Below are 20,392 nucleotides of genomic sequence, written 5' to 3'. Positions count from 1 at the left end.
GCATTGAATATTCTCGCCGGCGTTGTCCGGCCTTGTGTGCTACGAGGTCAAATCACATGGATTACGTATTTCCTCCTTCGCCGCCGGCGGCTGTGCCGGTGGCCGGTGGCAACACCCGCTTTCCGGTGCGCCGCGTCTACTGCGTGGGCCGCAACTACGCCGAGCATGCCAAGGAAATGGGCTTCACCGGCCGCGAAGATCCATTCTTCTTCTGCAAGCCTGCCGACGCCATCCTGTCGGTGGCCGATGGCGCCACCGGCGAAATGCCGTACCCGCCGAAAACGGCCAACCTGCACTACGAAATGGAACTGGTCGTCGTGCTGGGCAAGGGCGGGCGCGACCTGACCGTCGAGCAGGCCGATGAATGCGTGTGGGGCTACGCCCTGGGCCTGGACATGACGCGCCGCGACCTGCAGGGCGAGGCCAAGAAGCAGGGCCGTCCCTGGGAAGTGGGCAAGGCTTTCGATCTTTCGGCGCCGCTGGGCCCCATCCATCCGCGCAGCGCCGTCGGAACGCTGGAACAAGGCGCCATCTGGCTGGACGTCAATGGCGAACGCAAGCAATCCAGCGACATCTCGCAGATGATCTGGAACATCCCGGAAAGCATCGCCTATCTGTCGGGCCTGTTCGAACTGCAAGCGGGCGACATCATTTTCACCGGCACGCCGGAAGGCGTGGGCGCGGTGGTCAAGGGCGATGTCATCGTCGGTGGCGTCGAGGGCCTGGGCGAACTGCGCGTACGCATCGTCTGAGCAGAGCGTAACGGCGGAGATCTCATATGCGCGGCAAGATTGTGCTGACGGCTTTCGTGGTGTTTGGCTTTGTCCTGCAGGGCTGCAACACCGTTGCAGGAATGGGCAAGGACATGTCCGATGCGGGCAACGCCATTACCCACGCTGCCGAAAAGTAGCCGGCCCGCGCCGGCATGATGCAAGCCCCCGGTCACCCCGGGGGTTTTTTTTTTGCCGCCGGGCCGTCCCAAGGCAAAAAGGCCCCCTCGGGGGGCAGCAAGCCCGCGCAGCGGGCGCAGCGTGGGGGCGTTTTTTTCCGCGACGCCCGCGGGCGGTACTGCTGTCGGCGTGCGTCGCGTCAAGGCCCGACGACACATCGATCCGGCTCGGCATGTACGAATTGCAGGCAGGCCCCGCCGTGGCCACACTGAAGCCTCGTCGAACAGCAGGAGGGCTTATGCCGGTCAAACAACGTCAACTCGGCCAGGGCATGACCGAGTACATCATCGTGGTTGCCTTGGTGGCCGTTGCCGCGATCGCCGTGTATCAGTTGTTCGGGCAGGTGGTGCGGTCCCAGACCGCGGCCATGGCGCGCGAACTGGCTGGCGAGGACGGCAGCGCGCAGGCGCGCGCCGCGCAATCGGCGGCGGGCCGCGCGGCCTCGCAGACACGGGCGCGTTCGCTCAACTCGTTTACCGGCAACGCGCAGGGCGCCAAATGAGCCGGGCCAGCGGGAACGCCACGCGCCAGTCGGGCCAGGCATTGGCGCTGGGCCTGGCGCTCATGGCGCTGGCCGGCTTGGCGTGGCTGGCACTGTACGGGCTGGGCCAGCGCGCCGGCGCCCGGGCGCAACTGCTGCGGGCGGCGGATGCCGCCGCCTACAGCGGGGCCGTGGTCCAGGCGCGCGCGCTGAACCTGCTGGCCTACATCCAGCGCGCCCAGGTCGGCCATCAGGTTGCGCTCGCGCATCTGGCGTCCCTGGCGGCCTGGGCGCGCTTCGCGCAAACCCAGGCCGCGCGCCGCGCGGCACGCAATCCGCCGGGCGCGCTGGTCGGGCTGTTGTTCGGGCCCCGCGCGGCGCGCGGTTATGGCGCGGCGCAAGGCGCGCCCGCCGCCGATCTCATGCAAGCCTATGCCGCGCATGACGAACTTGCGCATCGCGTGCTGCAGCAGGCTGCCGATACGCTCGTGCGCGATGCGCGCGCCACGCGCGACGCGACCATGCGCGCGGTCCTGCGGGCGCACTATCCGCAAGGCGATGGCGGCCTCACGCTCGATGTGGTGCGCGACGACTGGCCGGGTTACTTGCGGCGCGTCACCGGTACGGACGCGCGCGGGCTGCGGCCGTGGGCGCAGCGCGCCGCGGGCCATTTCGATTTTCTGCAACCGCGCGATTTCACCCGCGAGGGAAACTGGATTGTTTCTCCGCGCTGCCCCACGCGCCGCCATGAACTGCGCCGCCGCGGCGTCACCTGGCTGGATCGCGATGGCCGCTGGGGCGCAAGCGATACGCTGTCGTTCCATGCCGTGCGCTCCAATCGCTGGATAGGTTGCTATTTCCGCGAGTACGCGATGGGCTGGGGGCTCGCGGCCGACTCCGGCGCGACGCGCGCCGGCCCCCACGTGCTGCGTGCGCCCGAGGACTTCTCGCAGCAGGACTTCTGGCGCTGGGTACATCGCCATACGTCCTGGAATCTTCTCGGCAGCCGGCACAACCCATTGGCGTTGTCGTACGCGGCGTCGCGCCGCCTGTCGCCGGGCGGACGCGGTTTGCCCGCGGTGTATGCGCAGACGTCCCCGCGCGAGAACGCGGTGGGTTTCGAAATCCATGCGCGGCGGCGCGAGGAGGGCGGCGTCCTGTCGACGCGGGCCGCCGGACAAAGCCACTTCTCGCTGCCGCCAGGCACCAGCGTGGCGCGTGGCCGTCCCGATGCGCTGTTCCTCCCTTATTGGCAGGCGCGCCGCGTGGCGGCTGGCGCCGGCCTGCCCGTGGCGGCGCGGCGTACGGTCCACGGCCCGGAAAGCCAGCCATGAGGGGCGCGGCTTTCTCCCGCGGGCAACGGGGCCAGGCCCTGGCCGAGGCCTTGCCCATGCTGGCCGTGTTGCTACTGGCGTGGGCCGCCGTGGCATGGCTGGGTGCATTGCGCCACCAGGCGCTGCGCCTGGGGCAGCACAGCCGGGCAGAGGCCTTCATGGCGGCCGCGGGGGCGCCGTCTGCCGCGCGTACCGTCAGCTTGGCGCGGCAAGGCGGCCCGGCCGAGCGCGCGGCTGCCGACGGTCTGCCCGTCTTGCTGGCGCGCGACTGGCTGCAAGTCGATACGCGCCTGCTGCATGCGCAAGCCGCCGAGCCCGCCGCCATGCCTGGCGGATTGCTGCGCGAGGGCGCGGTTTCCACCGCCCTGAGAGGCGTTACGGTGCTTGCCGTCGGCGCCGGGCATGCCCCGGATGCCAGGGCGGGCAACGACAGGCTGGCAGGTTCGGTCACCGGTTGGCGGGCCGCCCATCGCGTGGCGGCCCCCGCCGTCGCCGCCACACGGCGGCGCGTGCGTCCGGTCGAGGCTGCCTGGGGTTTGCGCGACGCCGGGCAGGACTGGCTGCGGACCTGGGCCGATATGGCGTCGGCCGATGGCGCCGTGTTGCGGGGGCAGCCTTGATGCCCGCCCATCTGGCCGTGGCGGCCTCGGCCTGGCTGCACCTGCCGCCTGGCGTGGTTGCGGCCGCTCAGTCGGGGCAGATCCAGATGTTCGGCGTGCCGGCCGAGGTGCGCGTATTCCACGCCCCGCAGGGTATCGACGCCTTGCTCGCGCATTTCGCGGCGCGTCACGCCGAGCTGCGCGATCTGACCGTACTGCCGGGCCTGGCGGTGCTGGTGGGCGGCGTGGGCGATTGCACCCATACGGTCAGCCTGGCGCCGCAATCCAGCGGGGTCGAGGGAGTCGCGGCGCGGCTGTGCTGGCCGCCCAGCCTGCCACGCCGCGTACCGCTGGCCGACGTACTGCTGCCGCCGCATGCGCACCTGCGCCTGGATATCGCCACCCGGGAAGGGCCGGTCTCGGTGGCGCAGCAGGTCTGGCACTGGCGTGCCGCGGGGCCGGCCGAGACGGCGCGGTGGGCGGCGCGACGCGAGGCGCGCTTGCGCGCGTCCGGTTGGCGCCTGCAGGGCGCCGCCGGCACGGCTTGCCGCTGCGGCGCGCCGCAAACCTGGCTGCGCGCCGGGCCGCGGGGGCGCGAGCGCCTGTCGCTGCAACCGGCATTGCGCACTGACGGATGCGGCATGGCGCTGCTGCACATCGGCGGTGCGCCATGAAGGCGCGCTGGCGCCAAGGCTTGCGCGTCCTCGGCGGCTACGCCTTCGCGCTGGTCGCCGGGTCGGTGGCGGCGTGGGCAGCGCGCGAACACATACAACGGCGCGTCCAGGACATCGAGCAGCAAGCGCGCGTCCCCATGATTGCCAGCCTCGTGGCGGCGCGCGATCTCGAGGCGGGCACGCCTTTGCACGACCAGCTCGTCGCGGTCCGCGACATGCCCCAGGCGTGGCTGCCAGCCGGCGCCTTGCGGCCCGACGACGCCGTCCAGCTCGATGGCGCCGTGTTGCGCGCGCCCGTCAAGGCGGGCGTAGCCTTGCAGGCAGCCTTGCTGAGCTACCCGGAGCAGGCGCCCGCGCTCACCGAGCAGCTCGAGACCGGGCAGGGGGCCATCACCCTGCCGCTCCAGGAGTTGCCGGGCCTGTCCGCGGCGACGCGTCCGGGCGACCTCGTCGACCTGTACGTCTCGTTCACGCATCGGCAGCGGCAACTCACCATGCCGCTGCTGGCGGGCAGCAAGGTGCTGGCGCTGGATTCCGCCGACGTCCAAGGGGGGGCGTCGACGATCACCCTGCGGGCGTCGGCCCGGGAGGTGGCGCGCCTGGTCGCCGCGCGGCAGGAGGGCACGCTGACCGCGGTGCTGCGGCGCGCCGGCGCGCAGGCCCGGGGCGCTGCACGGGTTTCCGCACCGCCCACGGCCCGCGAGGCGGCCGATTTGCCGGCCCTGCTGGGCATGCCGCGCGACGCCGCGCCCCGGGCGGCGGTACCCGTGCTCTATGGCGATCGGCTCGATGCGCCGGCGGCGGCGCCCGGCGATACCGAAGCGGCCATGCCATGAGCGTGTTGTCCCGGCTACCGTTGCACGCACGAGGCTGGCGGCCATGGATGGCGGTGCTGCTCGCCGGGGCTGGCATGTCATGGGCGCCCGACGGGCGCGCCGCGCCGTCGGGCCAGCCGATCGCGCTGCGCATGGAGGTGGGCGAGACACAGGTGCTTGCGGCGGCTGGCGTAACCCGCGTGGCGGTCGGCAATGGCCAGGTGCTCAGCGCGACCGTGGTCGACGGCGCCGAGGTGGCGCTGTTCGCGCGCCAGCCCGGTGCTTCGTCGGTGCATGTCTGGTCGGGGCGGGGCGCGCGCCAGGCCTATGCCATAGAGGTCTTGCCGGCGGGCCGGCGCCGGCTGCGCGAGGAAGTGGCCGCCTTGCTGGCGCGGATACCGCGTGCGCGCAGCAGCGCGGTGGGCGCGCATATCGTCATCGAAGGCAGCCAGCTTTCCGAGGACGACCACGCGCGCATCGCCGCCCTGGCGCAACGCTACCCGGAGGTGCTGGATTTCACCGGCCGGGTCGGCTGGGATCGCATGGTGCTGCTGGACGTGCAGGTGGTGGAGCTGCCGCGCCAGAGCCTGCGCGAGCTGGGCTTGCGCTGGAATGAGCCGGCTGCCGGCGGCGTACATGCCGGTGCGGCCTGGAACGGCGGTTCGGCCACGCTGGCGCCGCCGCCAGGGCCGATCGCCGGCGCCGCGGCGGTGCGGCGCGCAAGCGGGCTGCTGGGCGTCAATGCCTTGCTGTCGGCCCAGTTGTCGGCGCTGGCCCAACGCGGCGAGGCGGTCCTGCTGGCGCAGCCGCAATTGCTGGCCCGCAGCGGCGCGACCGCATCGTTCCAGGCCGGCGGGGAATTGCCCTACCGGACGACCGACAAGGATGGCAACGGCACGACCGTGTTCAAGCCGTATGGCGTGTCCTTGCAGATTACGCCGCGCATCGACGCCGATGGCGCCGTGCACGCCCGTATCGAGGTAGAGGCGAGCTCGGTCGATTCCACGCTGGAGCTGGCGGCGGGGCCGGCCTTGCGCAAGCGCCGCGCGGTAACCGAGTTCAACGTGCATTCCGGCCAGACGCTGGTGCTGGGTGGCTTCCTGTCGCGTGAGCGATCGCACGAAGAAAAAGGCCTGCCGTGGTTGAGCGGGCTGCCTTTGGTCGGCGCCTTGTTCGGCGTGCGTCGCGCCACCCTGCGGGAAACCGAGCTGGCCATTTTCGTGACGCCCACCATCGTCTCTCCCGCTGATCCCTTCCTGCAACGCCGGGCGCTGCTGGGGCAGATGCAGCTGCAGCAGGCATTTCCCCAGCCTGCGCGGCTGGGCACGGAGGCGGCGGACGGGCCGCAGGCCGACTGGAGCCGCCCCGGGGGCGCGGGGTCGCAATGGCGCCAGGCGCCCCAGTCCGGCGCGCAGGGAGACACGCCATGAGCGTCCTCGAACTGGCGCTGCATTTCGAGGATGGCGCCCGCCGGCGCATGCGGCTGGCCCCGCCGGTGATCATCGGGCGCGGCGCGCAATGTGCGTTGCGCATTGCCAACTGGCGAGTGGGCAGGGCGCATGCGCGCCTGTCGTGCCTGGATGGCGCCGTCGTGCTGGAGGACCTGGGCACGCTCGGCGGCACCAGCGTCAATGGCCTGCGCGTGGCGACCCATGCGCCGGTGCTGCCGGACGACGAGATCGTGATCGGGCCCTGCCTGATGCGCGTCAGCGCATGCAGCGCGGGCAGCGCGCCCGCGCCCGCGCCGGCGCCCACCGTCTTGCCCGCGGGTGGCACCGACCGCGGCGACGATCTCGACGCCGCCCTGCGGCAATCGCTCGTCCTGCTGCCGCATCGGCGGCGTTTGCACGCCGCGCTGCTGGAGGCGCTCGACCTGCGGCGCCGGGACGTGTCGGCCATGAGCGACCGCATGCTGCGCGCCCAGGCCGAGCAGCGCCTGGTCGAGCTGGTGGGCCAGGACGGAGAGCTGCCCGAAGGCATCGATCGCGCCGCGCTTTGCCGCGCGGTGCTGGATGAAGCCGTCGGCCTGGGGCCGTTGGAGCCTTTGCTGGCCGATGGTGGCATCAGTGAAATCATGGTCAACCGCCATGACGAGATCTATGTCGAGCGCGCCGGGCGCTTGCAGCGGCACGCGGCCGCGTTCAGCAGCGAGCAGGCCGTGCGCTGGGTGGTGGAGCGCATCGTGGCGCCGCTGGGGCGGCGCATCGACGACAGCAGTCCCATGGTCGATGCCCGCTTGCCGGATGGGTCGCGCGTCAACGCGGTGATCGCGCCCATTGCCATCCGTGGCGTGAGCCTGACCATACGCAAGTTTCCACGGCAGCGCCCCGGCATGGCCGACTTGCTGGCGGCCGGTTCGCTCAGCGAGCCGATGGCGCGGTTTCTCATGCGGTGCGTGCACGCACGCAAGAACCTGGTCGTCTCGGGCGGCACCGGCTCGGGCAAGACCACCTTGCTGAACATCCTGTCCAACGCAATCCCCGAAGGCGAGCGCATCGTGACGATCGAAGACGCCGCCGAGCTGCGGCTGGACCACGCGCACTTGGTGGCGCTGGAGGCCCGCCCCGCCAATGCGGAGGGCCGTGGCCGCGTCGATATCCGCGACCTGGTGCGCAACGCCTTGCGCATGCGGCCCGATCGCATCGTGGTGGGCGAGTGCCGCGGCGCGGAGGCCTTCGACATGCTGACGGCCATGAACACCGGCCACGAGGGTTCGTTGACGACGCTGCATGCCAATACGCCGCGTGATGCCCTGGCCCGCCTGGAGGCCATGACCCTGATGGCCGGGCTGGATCTGCCCCTGCCGGTGGTGCGCGAACATATTGCCGCCAGCATAGACATCGTCGTGCAGCAGGCGCGCATGGCCGACGGGCGTCGCATCGTGACCGCGATCGTCGAGATCGCCGGCATGGAAAGCGGCCGCATCCAGACCCAGGAGCTGTTTCGCTACGACGCGCGGCACGGCTTTGTGGCGATCGACGCGCCCGTGCTGGCGGACGGCGCATGGATGCGCGATCCGTTAACGGGGCAGCCGGAGCCCGCGCCATGATCTGGCTGGCCATGGGCATGGCGATGGCGGCGGCGGCCTGGCTGGCCTGGCGGGTGCTGGCCTGGTCCGGGCCCGCGGCAAGGCGTTATCGCGCCGTGTACACGCAACAGGCCGGGGCGCATCTGAGCGAAGTGTTCCTGTTTGTCGACCCGGCCCAGTTGTGGGCTGCGGCGCTGGCGATGGCGGCCGCGGGCGGGGCGCTGGCCTGGGTGTTTTCGGGTAGCGCCTGGCTGGCGGGGTTGGCCGCCGTGGCCCTGCTGCGCTTGCCGCGCCTGCTGCTGGGCGCCGCGCGGCGACGTCGCCTGCGCCAGCTCGAGCGGCAACTGCCGGCCGCATTGGTGGCCATGGCGTGCGCCTTGCGCGCGGGCGCCAGCATTGCCGCGGCGTTGCGCCAACTGGTGGAGCATGGCGAGGCGCCGCTGGCCCAGGAGTTCGGGCTGCTGTTGCGTGAGCAGCGCATGGGGGTTTCGTTCGACGCGGCGCTTGCGCGCCTGGCGCGCCGCGCTTCGTTCGAGTCGATGGCCCTGGTTGCGGCGGCCTTGCGGGTGGCGGCCCATACCGGCGGCAACCTGGCCGAGACGCTGGAAGGCATTGCCCGGACGGTGTCGGCCCGCTTGCAATTGCAGGATCGCGTGCGCGCGCTGTGCGCCCAGGGGCGCATGCAGGCCTGGATCGTCGGCGCCCTGCCGCCGGTCCTGATGGGGGTGCTCGGGCGCCTGCAGCCCGAGGCGATGGCCGCGCTGTGGCATACGCCGCACGGGTGGGCGGCGCTGGCATTGATCGTCGTGCTGGAAGGGGCTGGCATCTGGCTGATCCGCCGCATCGTCGCCATCGATGTTTGAGGAGCCGGGCGTGTGGCTGTGGTTGGCGCAGATCGTGGCCGGTGTGGCGGCAGGCTGGGCGTGCCTTGCGCTGTCGCGCGGCTGGTGCGGCGCGGGTTCGGCCGCCATGCGCGGGGCCGAGCCCGGCTCCGGGCCGCCGGCATGGCGCCTGCCACGCGCCTGGCGCTGGTGCCGGCCCTGGCTGGCGCCGCTGCTGCCATGGTGCGACCGTCTGCTGTCATGGCGCGTGCGCGCCGTCATCGAGCGGGCCGTCGTGCGAGCGGGCTGGGAGGGACTGGTCCGGCCGTCCGAAGTGATGGCCTTGAGCCTGTGGATGGCCTGGCTGGGCGTTGTCGCCGCGCTGACGGTCGCCAGCCTGGCCGATGGCTTGCCGGCCTGGCTGCCGCTTGTGCCGGCCGCCGGGGCGGCGGGCGCCTGGCCGGCGCTGTGGCTGCGCCGCTGCGCGGCACGGCGGCGGCAGCGCATCGCGCGCGAATTGCCGTTCATCCTCGACCTGATGACTTTGTGCGCCGAAGCCGGCCTCGGCATGCAAGGCGCCTTGCAACAGGCTGCCAGCCATGGGCCGCCGGGCCCGCTGCGCGAGCTGCTGGTCCAGGCCCTGGGCGATATGCGCGCCGGCGTGCCGCGCCGCCAGGCCATGCAGGCGTTGGCGGCGCGGGCCGACAGCCCGCCGGTGCGGGCCTGGGTGGGCGCGCTGGCGCATGCCGACGCGCAGGGGATGAGCCTGGGGCCCATGTTGCGCGGGCTGGCCACGCGCTATCGCGCGGAACGCCATCAGCGGGCCGAACGCCTGGCCATGGAGGCGCCGGTCAAGATGCTGTTGCCGTTGATCGCGTGCATTTTCCCGTGCACGTTCATCGTGCTGGCATTTCCGATCGCGCACGAGTTGTTGCAGGCCGCGCCATGATGCGCCTGCGGCTGGCGAGCGCGCGCGGCTGGCGCGCACGGCTGGTCGGGTTGCTGGGCCGGCGCCGCCCTCCGGGGCCGCGCAGCGGCCTGTTGCTGGCGCCATGCCGGGCCATCCATACCTGCGGCATGGCCTATGCCATCGACGTCGCGTTCATCGGCCGCGACGGCCGCGTGCTGCGGCTGGTGCGCGGGCTGAAGCCCTGGCGCGGCGCGCTATGCGTGCGCGCTGTCGCTGTTGTCGAGGCCCGCGCGGGCGTCATTGACCCCGAACACGGAGGTATAGGCAGGGTAGAAGCTGCAATACAGCACGCCGCCCGCGATGATGGTGACGGGAACCTGCAAGGTGCCGGCCAGCGTGTCGGGCACGCCCATGCCGATCAGCAGGCCGATGCACAGGTCGATGAACAGGAACACCAGGATCCAGACCACGCCATACACCAGGAACGGCCATTTGTTGCGCCAGCAGGCAATGCCGGAGAAGAACAGCGCCTGCAACAGCCTCAGCCCATGCCAGCCCACCAGCACGGGGGCATGCCAGAACACGGCGGCGATGATCACGTAAAGCACGGTGAACACCAGCAATGGCGCGCGCATGGCCGTCATGATGGGCGCGAGGTTGTTGGCCGAGGCCATGCGGACGCCTTCGGCCAGCGAACTGGAAAACGGCAGGAAGGCCAGCAGCCCGGCCGCCAGGCACAGCCCGACGTATAGCATGCCCATGAGGAACAGCTTCTTGAATACGCCGGGCTTTTTGAGCGGCTGCAGCCACATCGAGGGCAGCATGACGCGGCCGGCCTCGACGTGCTTGCAGGCCGACAGGGTCATCAGCGTAATGCTGGGCATCAGCGCCACGAACAGCAAGGGGCCCACCAGTGGCGTGTAGGTGGCGAACAGCAGCAAGAGGCTGATCGCCATCGCCCAGGTAAACATGGCCAACGGTTGTTTCATGAACAGGCGCAGGCCATCACGTACCCATTGCCAGCCTGAAATCGCAGGTAGAGATACTGCTTGCATAGGTTTCGCTACGAATGGACGGGGACAGAACACTCAACCAACATTATGCGGCTGCCTCCGATTTGGGCAAGTCGGGTGCCGGATGGCGGTGGCGCGCTTGCAACACTCTTTCGAAGTGCCGCGGATCGTGGGGTTTGAGGGTCTGGGCCGGACGAGGCAGGTAGAAATCGTACAGGCGTGACAGCCAGAAGCGCAGCGCGGCGGCGCGCAGCATGACCGGCCAGGCCTGGCGCTCCGCGTCCGTGAATGGACGGACCTCGGCATAGGCCCGTAGCCAGCCGTGTACCAGCTCGGGCACGAATTCGCCGGTGTCGCGCACGATGCACCAATCGTTGACGCTGACCGCAACGTCGAACAGCCAGGTATCGCAGCCCGCGAAATAGAAATCGATGAAGCCGCCCATGAGCGGGTCGTCGAAGGTGCCGGCAAACAGCACGTTGTCGCGGAACAGGTCGCAATGGGCCGGGCCGGACGGCAGCGATTGCCACAGGGGCGTGGCGGCGCGGGCCTGCTGTTCCGCCAGTTCGCTCTCGAGCAGGCGCGCCTGCCCGGGATCGAGGAACGGCAGCACTTTGGGCGCCGTGGCCTGCCACCAGGGCAGTCCGCGCAGATTGGGCTGGTGCAGCGGGAAGTCCTGGCCGGCCAGGTGTGCGCGCGCCAGCGTGGCGCCCGCCAGGCGGCAATGGTCCGGGCCCGGGGCCGGCTCGTAGCCGCCCGGCAGGCGGGTGACGATGGCGCAGGGCTTGCCGTGCAGGGTGGTCAGCCGCGTGCCGTCGCGCAGCGTCTGCGGCTGGGGGACGGGGATGCCGCGCGCGGCCAGGTGGTACATCAGTTCGATGTAGAACGGCAGCTGTTCCTGCGTCAGCACCTCGAACAGCGTCAGTACGTACTCGCCGCGGGTCGTATTCAGGAAGAAGTTGGTGTTTTCGATGCCGGCGGTGATGCCGCGCAGTGAAACCAGGTCTCCGAGGTCGAAGCGGGCCAGCAGGGTGCGGGCGTCCTGGTCGGAAACGGAAGTGAAAACGGCCATTGATCTGCGGGGTGAGGGGTTGGAGGGACGCTTATCGCTGCGCTGCGCGGGGATTGTAGACCACCGGACGCGTGGCCGCGGCGGGCGGCCCGGCCGTCAGGCCGTAAAATACGGCATGTTTTTGCCCTGCGAGTGATTCTTGAGCTCCCCCGACTGGCGACTGTGCGTCGCTCCGATGATAGACGTGACCGACCGCCATTGCCGCTATTTCCACCGGCTGCTGGCGCCGCGCGCGCGTCTGTACACCGAGATGATCACGACCGGCGCGCTGCTGCATGGCGATGTGGCGCGGCACCTGGATTTCGATGCCGCCGAGCATCCGGTGGCCCTGCAACTGGGCGGCAGCGAGCCCGATGCGCTGGCGCAGGCCGCGCGCCTGGGCCGCCAGTGGGGCTACGACGAAATCAATCTGAACTGCGGCTGCCCGTCCGAACGGGTCCAGCGCGGCGCCTTCGGCGCCTGCCTGATGGCCGAGCCGGCGCTGGTCGCCGATTGCATGAAAGCCATGCAGGACGCCGTGGACATCCCGGTCACGATCAAGCATCGGTTGGGCCTGGACTATGACGAGTCATATGGCTTCGTGCGCGATTTCGTGGGCCGGATCCACGATACCGGCTGCCGGGTGTTCGTGGTGCACGCGCGCAATGCGGTGCTCAAGGGCCTGTCCCCCAAGGACAACCGCGAGATTCCGCCGCTGCGCTACGACGTGGCGCGCCAGCTCAAGCGCGACTTTCCCGATAGCGTGATCGTGCTCAATGGCGGGCTAGCCGACGCGCGGGCCGCGCAGGCGGTGGCCGATGAGTTCGACGGCGTGATGCTCGGGCGCGCGGCCTGGCATACGCCGCGGGTCCTGTCCGAGGTGTCCCTGCAGTGGTGGCCGGCCATGCGGCTGCCCAGCGATGCGCAGGTGGTCGATGCGATGATGCAATACGCCGCGACGCAGATCGCGCGCGGCGTGCCGCTGCGCGTGATGACGCGGCCCTTGCTGGGCCTGGTGAACGGGCAGGCGGGGGCGCGTCGCTGGCGCCGCCTGTTGTCGGACCCCGCGCGGCTGGCGGCCAATGATCCGTCGCTGTTGTATGAAGCGTGGCGCAGCCTGCAAGGCGCGCCGCGCGAGCGCGACGTTTGCGCAGATCCGATGCCGGCGGCCTAGCGTCGCCGTATCATGGCTTGGACGGCGCCGACTCCATCGGCCAGTCGCGGATGTAGGCCTTCAGCATGTTGTTTTCGAATTGCTGGGCGGCCACGATGGCCTGGGCCATGTCGTAGAACGAGATCACGCCCAACAGCGTGGGGCCGTCCATGACGGGGATATAGCGGGCGTGCTTTTCCAGCATCAGGCGCTGCACTTCGTCGGCGCTCGTGTTGGGCGACACGCTGACCGGCGCGTCGTCCATGATGGCGCGGATGGTGGTGTCGCCCACGTTGCCGCCATGCTGGTCGATATGGCGGATGATCTCGCGGAAGGTCAGCATGCCGGCCAGCATTCCCGATTCCATGATGACCAGCGAGCCGATATCCTGCTCGCTCATGGTCTGTACCGCCACGGACACGTGAGTATCGGGCGACGCGGTGTACAGCGTGTCACCCTTGACGCGCAGAATCTCGCTGACTTTCAACATGATGTTCCTCCCGGGGCGCTTGGCGCGCCCGCTTTGCTACTTTTTGCCCGTCTCCAGCTGCAGAACCGCCGCGGCGGGGCCGATATCCGTATTTTGCGCCACCCCGGCCAGATCTGCCAGTGTCGGGTTCGGACCTTGCCCCAGTACGCCGGCCGCAACCGCCGCGATTTCCGGTTCGTCGCGCAGCCGCGGCTGGCCGCGATCGAGCAGGAACCGGTCGAATACAGGCTCCAGCGTGGTCGTACGCGGGTCGCATGTCAAGACCCAGCGCTGTTCGGCGGTGCGCGCCACCAGCCCCATGTCCTCGAGCGCTTCGAGCACGGCGTTCAATTCGTCATGGTGCAGCCGCAGGCGCTTGGCCAGCGCGTTGGCGCTGCGTCCGGCCGGCCGGCTGCCTTGCGCCGCATGCAGGACGCGCAGCACGCCCAGCGCGTCGATGAAGGGGGCGCCCGCATGCCGGTTGATTTCCCAGCGGCCCAGCCGGATCAGCGGCGCGCTGGCGGCCACCGTCGCGCCAAACAGCACCGCCAGCCACGACAGGTAGATCCACAGCAGGAAGATGGGCAGCGTCGCGAACGCGCCGTAGATGACCGTGTAGGCCGGAAAGCGCGTCAGGTAATAGGCGAAGCCGGCCTTCATCAGCTCGAGCACGATGGCGGTGCCGAAGCCGCCCACCAGCGCGTCCTTCCAGTACACGCGGCGGTTCGGAACCACCACGAACAGCGCGGCGAAGCCCAGCCCGGTCAGCACCAGCGGAATGAACGAGATCGCCACGCTGACCGCTTCGGGCACGTCGCGCACCAGGCCCAGCGATTCGCGCGCCACGAACGAGGTGGCCCACAGGCTGGCGCCGGCGACCACCGGGCCCAGCGTGATCACGGCCCAGTAGACCAGGGCGCGCTGCGGCAGCGGGCGCTGGCGGGTCACCTGCCAGATGTCGTTGAACGTCTTGTCGATGGTCATGATCAACAACAGCGAGGTGACGATCAGGAACGCGCCGCCGATGGCCGTCAGGCGCGTGGCCTGGCGGGCAAACTGGTTGAGGTAGTTCATGATGTTGTCGGAAACCGACGGCGGCATCAGGCTGTTGGCCAGGAAGTCCTCCAGCGCAATCCGGAACTCCTGGAACACGGGAAAGGCCGTGAACAGCGACAGCACGACGGCCAGCATCGGCACGATGGCCAGCACCGTGGTGAAGGTCAGGCTCGAAGCCACCTGCAACAGCTTCTGCTCGTCGGCGCGCTGGCCCGCGAAGCGCACGACCCGGCCCATGCGCGCGAACCACGAGGCGCGCCGTTTCTCGGGCGGGGCCGCCTGTCCGGCGGCGGCGGATTCGGCGTGAGGCTCCATCAGGCGATAATAGCAGCATGAATGCTGAACTCAACCCGACGCTGCGCCGTGGCGCGGCGGCCTGCCTGCTGGCCTTGATCGTGCTGTGCGTCGCCTGGGAAACCGTGCTGGCCCCGATCCGGCCGGGCGGGTCGTGGCTGTTCCTGAAGGCCTTGCCGCTGGCGTTCCCGCTGCGTGGCGTGCTGCGCGGCAATCTCTATACATATCAGTGGGCGGCGATGCTGGTGCTGCTGTACCTGATGGAAGGCGTGGTGCGCGCCATGTCCGATCCGGCGCCGCTGTCGGCGGCCCTGGGCGGCGTTGAAATCGTGTTGTCCGGCGGTTTTTTCCTGTGCGCCATCCTGTACGTCAGGCCGGCCAAGCGGGCTGCCCGGAGATCGCGCGCATGAAATGGCTACGCTTGCAGGACCTGCCCACCGACAACAGTTTCGCCGCCTTGCCGGCCGAGTTCTATACGCGCCTGCAGCCGCGCCCGCCGGCCGCGCCGCGCTTGCTGCACGCCAATGCCGAGGCGGCGGCCCTGATCGGGCTGGACCCCGCCGAGCTTTCCACCCAGGCGTTCCTCGATGTGTTTTCCGGCCATGCTCCGCTGCCGGGCGGCGATACGCTGGCGGCGGTCTACAGCGGCCACCAGTTCGGCGTATGGGCAGGCCAGCTGGGCGACGGGCGGGCCCACTTGCTGGGCGAGGTGCGCGGCCCGGCCGGCAACTGGGAGCTGCAGCTCAAGGGCGCGGGCATGACGCCGTATTCGCGCATGGGCGACGGACGCGCGGTCCTGCGCTCCTCGGTGCGCGAGTATCTGGCCAGCGAAGCCATGCATGGCCTGGGCATTCCCACCACGCGAGCCCTGGCCCTGGTGGTGTCCGACGACCCGGTCATGCGCGAGACCGTCGAGACCGCCGCCGTGGTGACGCGCATGGCGCCCAGTTTCGTGCGGTTCGGCTCGTTCGAGCACTGGTCGGCGCGCCGCCAGCCGGAGCAACTGCGCGTGCTGGCCGATTACGTCATCGACCGGTTCTACCCGGAATGCCGCGTGGCGGGCGCGGGCAGGCTGGACGGCGAGCATGGCGAGATTCTCGGCCTGCTGGCGGCGGTCACGCGGCGCACCGCGACCTTGATGGCCGATTGGCAGGCGGTCGGTTTCTGCCACGGCGTGATGAATACCGACAACATGTCCATCCTCGGCCTGACGCTGGATTATGGGCCGTACGGGTTCATGGACACGTTTCAGCTCGGCCACGTCTGCAACCACTCCGACAGCGAGGGGCGCTACGCCTGGAATCGCCAGCCGTCGGTGGGCCTGTGGAATCTCTACAGGCTGGCCAGCAGCCTGCACACGCTGGCGCCCGACCCCGAGGCGTTGCGGGCGGTGCTCGATGGCTACGAGGCCGCGTTCACGCAGGCGTTCCACGGCCGCATGGCGGGCAAGCTGGGCTTGGCGCAGTTCCTCCCCGAGGACGAAACCCTGCTCGATGACCTGCTGCAGCTGATGCACCAGCAACGCGCCGATTTCACGCTTGCGTTCCGCCGCCTGGGCGACGCGGTGCGCGGGCAGCGCCAGCCGTTCGAGGATCTGTTCATCGACCGGGCGGCCGCCGGGGCCTGGTACGACCGGCTGGCCGCGCGCCATGCAAGCGACGGGCGAGACGCCCAGGCGCGCGCCGCGGCCATGGACGAGGTCAACCCACTGTATGTATTGCGCAACCATCTGGCCGAGCAGGCGATACGCGCGGCGGCCAGGGGCGATGCCGGCGAGATCGATATTCTGCTCAAACTGTTGCGTAATCCCTACAAACAGCAGGCGGGATATGACGCATACGCCGGATTGGCACCAGACTGGGCAGCGGGGCTGGAAGTCAGCTGTTCGTCTTGATTGATGCACGTCAAGAAATAAACTCGGGAAAATCCTCCCAAAAATAAGTAAAATTTGTAATAATTTGCGAGTAACGCGTCGCGCTGCGCGGAATGGTTTTCCAATGCGGCCGATCCGATGGTTTCCGAGTTGAGGTGCCTATGCTGGTTGCAGATGGACTCCTGCGTATCGGGTTGCTTGAAGACGATGAGGACTTTCGCGACGAGTTGGCGTTGGGCCTTGGCGGGTACGGGTTCAACGTGGTGTGCGCGTGCGGCGACGCGCAGTCCCTGTATCGATTCTTGCAATCGCAGTCCTGCGATATTGTGATCCTTGATGCCAATGTTCCGGGCGAGGATGGTTTTTCCGTCGCCACGCGCCTGCGCGCGCAAAGCACGACGGGGATCGTCATGCTGACCGGCCGCGGCGCGCTGGAGGACCGCGTGCGCGGGCTCGAAGGCGGCGCCGATGTCTATCTGACCAAGCCGGTCGATCTGCTCGAACTGAGTTCGGTGATCCGCAGCCTGGCGCGCCGCATGCGCCTGGCGCGCGGCGCGCAGGGCCAGGCGCCCGCGTCGGCCGGCGATACGCAACGCGGCGTGGGCGGCTGGTCGCTGCAGGAAGGCGGCTGGGTGCTGGCCGGGCCCGATGGCGTGTCGCTGCATCTCAATGCGCAGGAGCGCATTTTCATGACGGCCTTGCTGCAAAGCGGCGGCGATGCCGTCACGCGGCAGATGCTGGCCGAGGCATTCCAGCCTGGCAATCCCGATGATTTCGAGCCGCGCCGCGTCGACGTGATGGTCAGCCGCCTGCGCGCCAAGGCGCAATCGGCCGGTTTCAAGTTGCCGGTGCTGTCGGTGCGCGGCCAGGGCTACGTGTTCGCCGCCTGAGCGTTGCCGCCGTCGGTATAGGCCTGGCCCGGGGTCGGCAAGGTAATCACGAAGCGCGCGCCCTGGCCAAGCTGGGTCTGCACGGTCAAGGTGCCGTCCTGGCCCTGGCAGATCTGGCGCGCCAGGTGCAGTCCCAGCCCGCTGCCGGGCGTTTCGCGGTGGGCGGCCCGCCGGTAATGCTCTTCGAAGATCCGTTGCGATTCGTCGTCGCCGATGCCTGGGCCATGGTCGGTGACCGCCACCCAGGCCGTGGCGCCGTGCGCGCCGTACGACAGGCCCACATCGATATGCACCGGCTGGTCGGCCGGCGAGTACTTGACCGCGTTGTGGATCAGGTTGCGCACCACCAGCGCGGTAAGCAGCGGGTCGCACCAGGCCGGCACGGCGGCCTCGGCGTTCAAGACCAGCGGATGCGCCGTATCCAGCCGCATGCCCTCGACCGTGTCGCGCGCGAGCTCGCCCAGTTCGATCGGTTCGGGCCGCGGCGTGAGGGCCTGGTCGCGCAAGCGCTCCGGGCTGAGCACCTGGTTCATGAGTTCGATCATGCGCGTTACCGCCCGACGGATGCGCGCCAGCCGGCTGTCGACTTCCTGCCCGCTGCCGGCCAGGATGATTTCCAGGGACTGGGCCGCCGCGCTGATCGTGGCCGCCGGCGTGCGCAGTTCATGCGACAGCAGGGCGTGGACCTGGCGCTGCGCTTCCAGCGCGCGCGCCACTTCGGCCAGGCGCCGGTCCGACTGTTCCTGGCGTTTGCGCTGCAGGCCCAGTTCATGGGGCGGCCAGGGCCGCCCGTCGGTGGCGCGCGTTTGCGCGGGGGCATGGGCGGCCGTATCGTCGCTGTCCTCGGCGGCGGCCGGGGCGGCGGCCGGCAGGTCGGCGATCCAGTTGTGGCGCGGGGCCAGGAAGTCGGCGTTGTCGGCGTCCTGCATGAGGCGAAAGCCGATCGCCTGCAGCAGCTCGCGCGCCGCCGGCTCTTCGGCGTCTTCGGCATAGGCCGGTATGTCCAGGGTGCGGGCCACCTGTATGACGGTGCCGGCCAGTTGCTGGTTGCCGGGGCTGCGGGTGATGCCCTGGACGAACGATCCGCCTATCTTCAGGTACGCCAGCGGCAACTGGTGCAGGCGCTCGAGCGCCGCGAACTGCTCGGACAGCCGGCGCACGCCGACCCGCACGCCGGTGCGCGCGGCGATCTCGCACAGCGCCTGCACGTTGTGGAAGTAATCGACCAGGCCGTGCGCGTCGATTTCGATGATCAGGTGCCGGGCCTGCTCCGGACGATCGCGCAGCACGTCTTCCAGGCGTTTGAGGAAGTGCGCCTGCTCGAGCGAAGGCAGCGACACCCGCACGACCATGTCGCCGTCGCGCGCGACCAGCTGGTCCATGCTCATGCGGATCGCCTGGATGTCGCAATCGGCCGATAGCCCCAGGCGCGCGGCCGGCGGCATGAACAGTTGCGCATGCAGCGGCTCGGGCGAGTCCTGGTCGCGCAGCGTCAATTGCGCTTCGGTGTGCAGCACCTGGCCTTCGGCGTCCTGGCGCGGGTACAGCGTCAGGAAGAAGCGGTGCTGCTCGAGCGCGCGCGTCAGGATGTCCTGCCAGCCGTACTCGCCATCGATGCGATTGCCGGTCTGGCTGAACGCAGGCTCGACTTCGTCTCTCTCGGCGATTTCCGCGCGCATCAGCGCATGGTCGAGCCGCGCCAGGATGTCGCTGCCCTGTTCGCCCACGGTATAGGGCGTGAGCGCCATGGCCCAGCGGCACCAGCCGTGCGTGCGCAAGGGCAGGCGCAGCACGCGCAGTTCGCGCCGCAGCCTTTCGGCCAGCACGGCCGCGCGCGGCGAGGGCAGGCCGGGCAGCAGGGCGGCGAAGTCCGAGCCGTTGATGCGCACGAGCACTGCGCCGGCGCCGGCCTGCTCCTTGATGGTCTTGCCCAGTTGCGCGCACGCCAGGCGCAGCCATTGATCGGTCGCCTCGCGCTTCATCTGGCGGTTGATCTCCGCCATGTCGCGCTGCCGGAAAATCAGCAGATGCCCATCGACGCCGCCGTCGCGCTGCACCGCGCGCCGCAGGCTTTCGTTGAAGAACTTGCGGTTCGGCAGCCGCGTGACCGGGTCGTGGTAGGTCTCGTTCTCCAGCGCGTCGATGCGGGCGCGCTGCTGCCTCAATTGGTCATGGACGCGCTGGTGCGACTGGATCAGGGCGGTGCCCAGCGGCTGCAGTTCGCGCGGCAGGCTTTCGGCCAGTTTCGGATCGACGCCGGCCTGTCCGATGTGCGCGAGGTTGTCGGTCAGCCGTTTCATCGGGCCGCGTTTCAGTCTGTCGTACAGGCGCGACATGTAGCTGTACCAGATCAGCAGCCCGGCGACGATCAGCACCAGCTGCGCCACGCTCTCGGTGAGGAAGGGGGCTTCCAGGATGGGGACGACCGGGTTGTAGACGGCGACCGAGCCGACATAAGTCCCGTCGGCCGAGCGGAAGGTGCGCGTGGCCACGATCTGCGACGGTCGGCCCTGCTGCAGCGAGCCGTCGGCGCGCGCCGGCGTCTCGCCAAGCTGGCCCGCCTCGACCATCCGCCCGGTGTAGTGCTCCTGTATGCGCACCAGCGCATAGCCGCCATGCCGCTGCAGGTCGGTGGCCAGGGTCTGCCACTGCGCGGGCGTCGTATGCGATTGCGACAGCACCCAGGCCAGCGAAGCAGCTGCCGTTTCGACGTGGCGCTTCTGGCGTTCGACCGAAGCCCGGTAGTTCGCCGCCAGCCCGGCAGCCTGGGTGCCGATGACCAGCAAGCCTGCCAGCAGGACGACGCTGAGGAAAAGCCGCCGGGAAATGGACATGACGAAGGCAGGTTGGGGGACGGAAGACACGGTTTTGTATAGTGTAGTCAGTTTTATTTGAAATATTCAAAACATTACGAAATAGGCATGCAACAAGCCAACCCGGTTTACTAGCCGGAGTCAAGGGCAAAATCTGCCACAAATAGC

20 protein-coding genes and 1 pseudogene are annotated in these 20,392 nt (G+C 69.6%); 16 read left to right on the top strand and 5 right to left on the bottom strand.

Annotated features, from left to right (window positions below; genetic code table 11):
- Positions 1-56 precede the first annotated feature (56 nt).
- The 12 genes and pseudogenes from CAL11_RS13900 to CAL11_RS24555 all read left to right on the top strand — a co-directional run.
- Entirely contained in the window at positions 57-752 is a 696-nt protein-coding gene (locus tag CAL11_RS13900) for a fumarylacetoacetate hydrolase family protein (RefSeq protein ID WP_033463747.1), read from the top strand.
- 26 nt (positions 753-778) lie between these two features.
- Positions 779-910, top strand: a complete 132-nt coding sequence (locus CAL11_RS13895; RefSeq protein ID WP_033463750.1) for an entericidin A/B family lipoprotein — start codon at positions 779-781, stop codon at positions 908-910.
- Between the two features lie 278 nt (positions 911-1,188).
- Positions 1,189-1,452: a hypothetical protein gene (locus tag CAL11_RS13890; protein WP_086093269.1), complete on the top strand. Its 264-nt coding sequence runs from the start codon at positions 1,189-1,191 to the stop codon at positions 1,450-1,452.
- Complete coding sequence (locus tag CAL11_RS13885; RefSeq protein ID WP_086093268.1) at positions 1,449-2,765, top strand: hypothetical protein; 1,317 nt, start codon at positions 1,449-1,451, stop codon at positions 2,763-2,765. Before CAL11_RS13890 ends, CAL11_RS13885 begins: the two co-directional genes overlap by 4 nt.
- Positions 2,762-3,385 carry a hypothetical protein gene (locus tag CAL11_RS13880; protein WP_086093267.1) on the top strand — a complete coding sequence of 208 codons (624 nt, stop codon included), beginning with the start codon at positions 2,762-2,764 and terminating at the stop codon, positions 3,383-3,385. The genes CAL11_RS13885 and CAL11_RS13880 overlap by 4 nt, the downstream gene beginning before the upstream one ends.
- Positions 3,382-4,038 carry a hypothetical protein gene (locus CAL11_RS13875; RefSeq protein WP_086093266.1) on the top strand — a complete coding sequence of 219 codons (657 nt, stop codon included), beginning with the start codon at positions 3,382-3,384 and terminating at the stop codon, positions 4,036-4,038. The genes CAL11_RS13880 and CAL11_RS13875 overlap by 4 nt, the downstream gene beginning before the upstream one ends.
- Complete coding sequence (cpaB, locus tag CAL11_RS13870) at positions 4,035-4,874, top strand: Flp pilus assembly protein CpaB (RefSeq protein ID WP_086093265.1); 840 nt, start codon at positions 4,035-4,037, stop codon at positions 4,872-4,874. The genes CAL11_RS13875 and cpaB overlap by 4 nt, the downstream gene beginning before the upstream one ends.
- Positions 4,871-6,283 (top strand): type II and III secretion system protein family protein, encoded by a 1,413-nt coding sequence (locus CAL11_RS13865; protein ID WP_086093264.1) that lies wholly within the window; start codon positions 4,871-4,873, stop codon positions 6,281-6,283. The genes cpaB and CAL11_RS13865 overlap by 4 nt, the downstream gene beginning before the upstream one ends.
- Positions 6,280-7,902: an ATPase, T2SS/T4P/T4SS family gene (locus tag CAL11_RS13860; protein WP_086093263.1), complete on the top strand. Its 1,623-nt coding sequence runs from the start codon at positions 6,280-6,282 to the stop codon at positions 7,900-7,902. The genes CAL11_RS13865 and CAL11_RS13860 overlap by 4 nt, the downstream gene beginning before the upstream one ends.
- The gene (locus tag CAL11_RS13855; RefSeq protein WP_086093262.1) at positions 7,899-8,744 is read left to right on the top strand and encodes a type II secretion system F family protein; all 846 of its coding nucleotides are present in this window, start codon (positions 7,899-7,901) and stop codon (positions 8,742-8,744) included. The genes CAL11_RS13860 and CAL11_RS13855 overlap by 4 nt, the downstream gene beginning before the upstream one ends.
- A gap of 10 nt (positions 8,745-8,754) precedes the next feature.
- Positions 8,755-9,651: a type II secretion system F family protein gene (locus tag CAL11_RS13850; RefSeq protein WP_086094589.1), complete on the top strand. Its 897-nt coding sequence runs from the start codon at positions 8,755-8,757 to the stop codon at positions 9,649-9,651.
- Positions 9,648-9,857: pseudogene (locus tag CAL11_RS24555) on the top strand (DUF192 domain-containing protein); the annotation flags it as partial. The gene CAL11_RS13850 and the pseudogene CAL11_RS24555, both read left to right, overlap by 4 nt.
- 9 nt (positions 9,858-9,866) lie before the next feature.
- Here CAL11_RS24555 and CAL11_RS24550 read toward each other — a convergent pair.
- Both CAL11_RS24550 and CAL11_RS13835 read right to left on the bottom strand, forming a co-directional pair.
- A complete protein-coding gene (locus tag CAL11_RS24550; protein WP_033463768.1) occupies positions 9,867-10,667 on the bottom strand; it encodes a BPSS1780 family membrane protein in 801 nt (266 codons plus the stop codon).
- 43 nt (positions 10,668-10,710) lie between these two features.
- Positions 10,711-11,697, bottom strand: a complete 987-nt coding sequence (locus CAL11_RS13835; RefSeq protein WP_033463771.1) for a homoserine kinase — start codon at positions 11,695-11,697, stop codon at positions 10,711-10,713.
- 139 nt (positions 11,698-11,836) lie between these two features.
- Between CAL11_RS13835 and dusA the strand changes: the two genes are divergently transcribed.
- A complete protein-coding gene (gene dusA / locus CAL11_RS13830; protein WP_086093261.1) occupies positions 11,837-12,850 on the top strand; it encodes a tRNA dihydrouridine(20/20a) synthase DusA in 1,014 nt (337 codons plus the stop codon).
- A 10-nt stretch (positions 12,851-12,860) separates the two neighbouring features.
- On the opposite strand, the gene CAL11_RS13825 is transcribed toward dusA, so the two are convergent.
- Together CAL11_RS13825 and CAL11_RS13820 are read right to left on the bottom strand one after the other, a co-directional pair.
- Positions 12,861-13,319, bottom strand: coding sequence for a CBS domain-containing protein (locus CAL11_RS13825; RefSeq protein ID WP_003812703.1), 459 nt, complete (start codon positions 13,317-13,319; stop codon positions 12,861-12,863).
- A gap of 36 nt (positions 13,320-13,355) precedes the next feature.
- Positions 13,356-14,669, bottom strand: a complete 1,314-nt coding sequence (locus CAL11_RS13820; RefSeq protein ID WP_033463776.1) for a YihY family inner membrane protein — start codon at positions 14,667-14,669, stop codon at positions 13,356-13,358.
- 17 nt (positions 14,670-14,686) lie between these two features.
- On the opposite strand from CAL11_RS13820, the gene CAL11_RS13815 reads away from it, so the two are divergent.
- From CAL11_RS13815 to CAL11_RS13805, 3 genes are all read left to right on the top strand, one after another.
- Positions 14,687-15,058 carry a DUF2069 domain-containing protein gene (locus CAL11_RS13815; RefSeq protein ID WP_033463779.1) on the top strand — a complete coding sequence of 124 codons (372 nt, stop codon included), beginning with the start codon at positions 14,687-14,689 and terminating at the stop codon, positions 15,056-15,058.
- Entirely contained in the window at positions 15,055-16,542 is a 1,488-nt protein-coding gene (locus CAL11_RS13810) for a protein adenylyltransferase SelO (RefSeq protein WP_086093260.1), read from the top strand. Before CAL11_RS13815 ends, CAL11_RS13810 begins: the two co-directional genes overlap by 4 nt.
- Before the next feature lie 140 nt (positions 16,543-16,682).
- Entirely contained in the window at positions 16,683-17,411 is a 729-nt protein-coding gene (locus CAL11_RS13805) for a response regulator transcription factor (protein WP_033463787.1), read from the top strand.
- Here CAL11_RS13805 and CAL11_RS13800 read toward each other — a convergent pair.
- On the bottom strand, positions 17,393-20,245 hold the full coding sequence (locus CAL11_RS13800) for an EAL domain-containing protein (RefSeq protein ID WP_167382499.1): 2,853 nt from the start codon (positions 20,243-20,245) through the stop codon (positions 17,393-17,395). The genes CAL11_RS13805 and CAL11_RS13800 overlap by 19 nt on opposite strands.
- Between the last annotated feature and the right edge of the window lie 147 nt (positions 20,246-20,392).

Source organism: Bordetella genomosp. 6 (assembly GCF_002119705.1).
Classification (GTDB): Bacteria; Pseudomonadota; Gammaproteobacteria; order Burkholderiales; family Burkholderiaceae_B; genus Bordetella; species Bordetella bronchiseptica_F.
Note: the sequence above shows the minus strand (reverse complement) of the source record. Positions and strands in the feature narration are given on the sequence as shown.

Bases quoted from the DNA above. Each gene is read 5' to 3' on its own strand.
- CAL11_RS13900 (WP_033463747.1), top strand. From the start codon at position 57: ATGGATTACGTATTTCCTCCTTCGCCGCCGGCGGCTGTGCCGGTGGCC.
- CAL11_RS13895 (WP_033463750.1), top strand. From the start codon at position 779: ATGCGCGGCAAGATTGTGCTGACGGCTTTCGTGGTGTTTGGCTTTGTC.
- CAL11_RS13890 (WP_086093269.1), top strand. From the start codon at position 1,189: ATGCCGGTCAAACAACGTCAACTCGGCCAGGGCATGACCGAGTACATC.
- CAL11_RS13885 (WP_086093268.1), top strand. From the start codon at position 1,449: ATGAGCCGGGCCAGCGGGAACGCCACGCGCCAGTCGGGCCAGGCATTG.
- CAL11_RS13880 (WP_086093267.1), top strand. From the start codon at position 2,762: ATGAGGGGCGCGGCTTTCTCCCGCGGGCAACGGGGCCAGGCCCTGGCC.
- cpaB (WP_086093265.1), top strand. From the start codon at position 4,035: ATGAAGGCGCGCTGGCGCCAAGGCTTGCGCGTCCTCGGCGGCTACGCC.
- CAL11_RS13865 (WP_086093264.1), top strand. From the start codon at position 4,871: ATGAGCGTGTTGTCCCGGCTACCGTTGCACGCACGAGGCTGGCGGCCA.
- CAL11_RS13860 (WP_086093263.1), top strand. From the start codon at position 6,280: ATGAGCGTCCTCGAACTGGCGCTGCATTTCGAGGATGGCGCCCGCCGG.
- CAL11_RS13855 (WP_086093262.1), top strand. From the start codon at position 7,899: ATGATCTGGCTGGCCATGGGCATGGCGATGGCGGCGGCGGCCTGGCTG.
- CAL11_RS24550 (WP_033463768.1), bottom strand. From the start codon at position 10,667: ATGCAAGCAGTATCTCTACCTGCGATTTCAGGCTGGCAATGGGTACGT.
- CAL11_RS13835 (WP_033463771.1), bottom strand. From the start codon at position 11,697: ATGGCCGTTTTCACTTCCGTTTCCGACCAGGACGCCCGCACCCTGCTG.
- CAL11_RS13825 (WP_003812703.1), bottom strand. From the start codon at position 13,319: ATGTTGAAAGTCAGCGAGATTCTGCGCGTCAAGGGTGACACGCTGTAC.
- CAL11_RS13820 (WP_033463776.1), bottom strand. From the start codon at position 14,669: ATGGAGCCTCACGCCGAATCCGCCGCCGCCGGACAGGCGGCCCCGCCC.
- CAL11_RS13815 (WP_033463779.1), top strand. From the start codon at position 14,687: ATGAATGCTGAACTCAACCCGACGCTGCGCCGTGGCGCGGCGGCCTGC.
- CAL11_RS13810 (WP_086093260.1), top strand. From the start codon at position 15,055: ATGAAATGGCTACGCTTGCAGGACCTGCCCACCGACAACAGTTTCGCC.
- CAL11_RS13805 (WP_033463787.1), top strand. From the start codon at position 16,683: ATGCTGGTTGCAGATGGACTCCTGCGTATCGGGTTGCTTGAAGACGAT.
- CAL11_RS13800 (WP_167382499.1), bottom strand. From the start codon at position 20,245: ATGTCCATTTCCCGGCGGCTTTTCCTCAGCGTCGTCCTGCTGGCAGGC.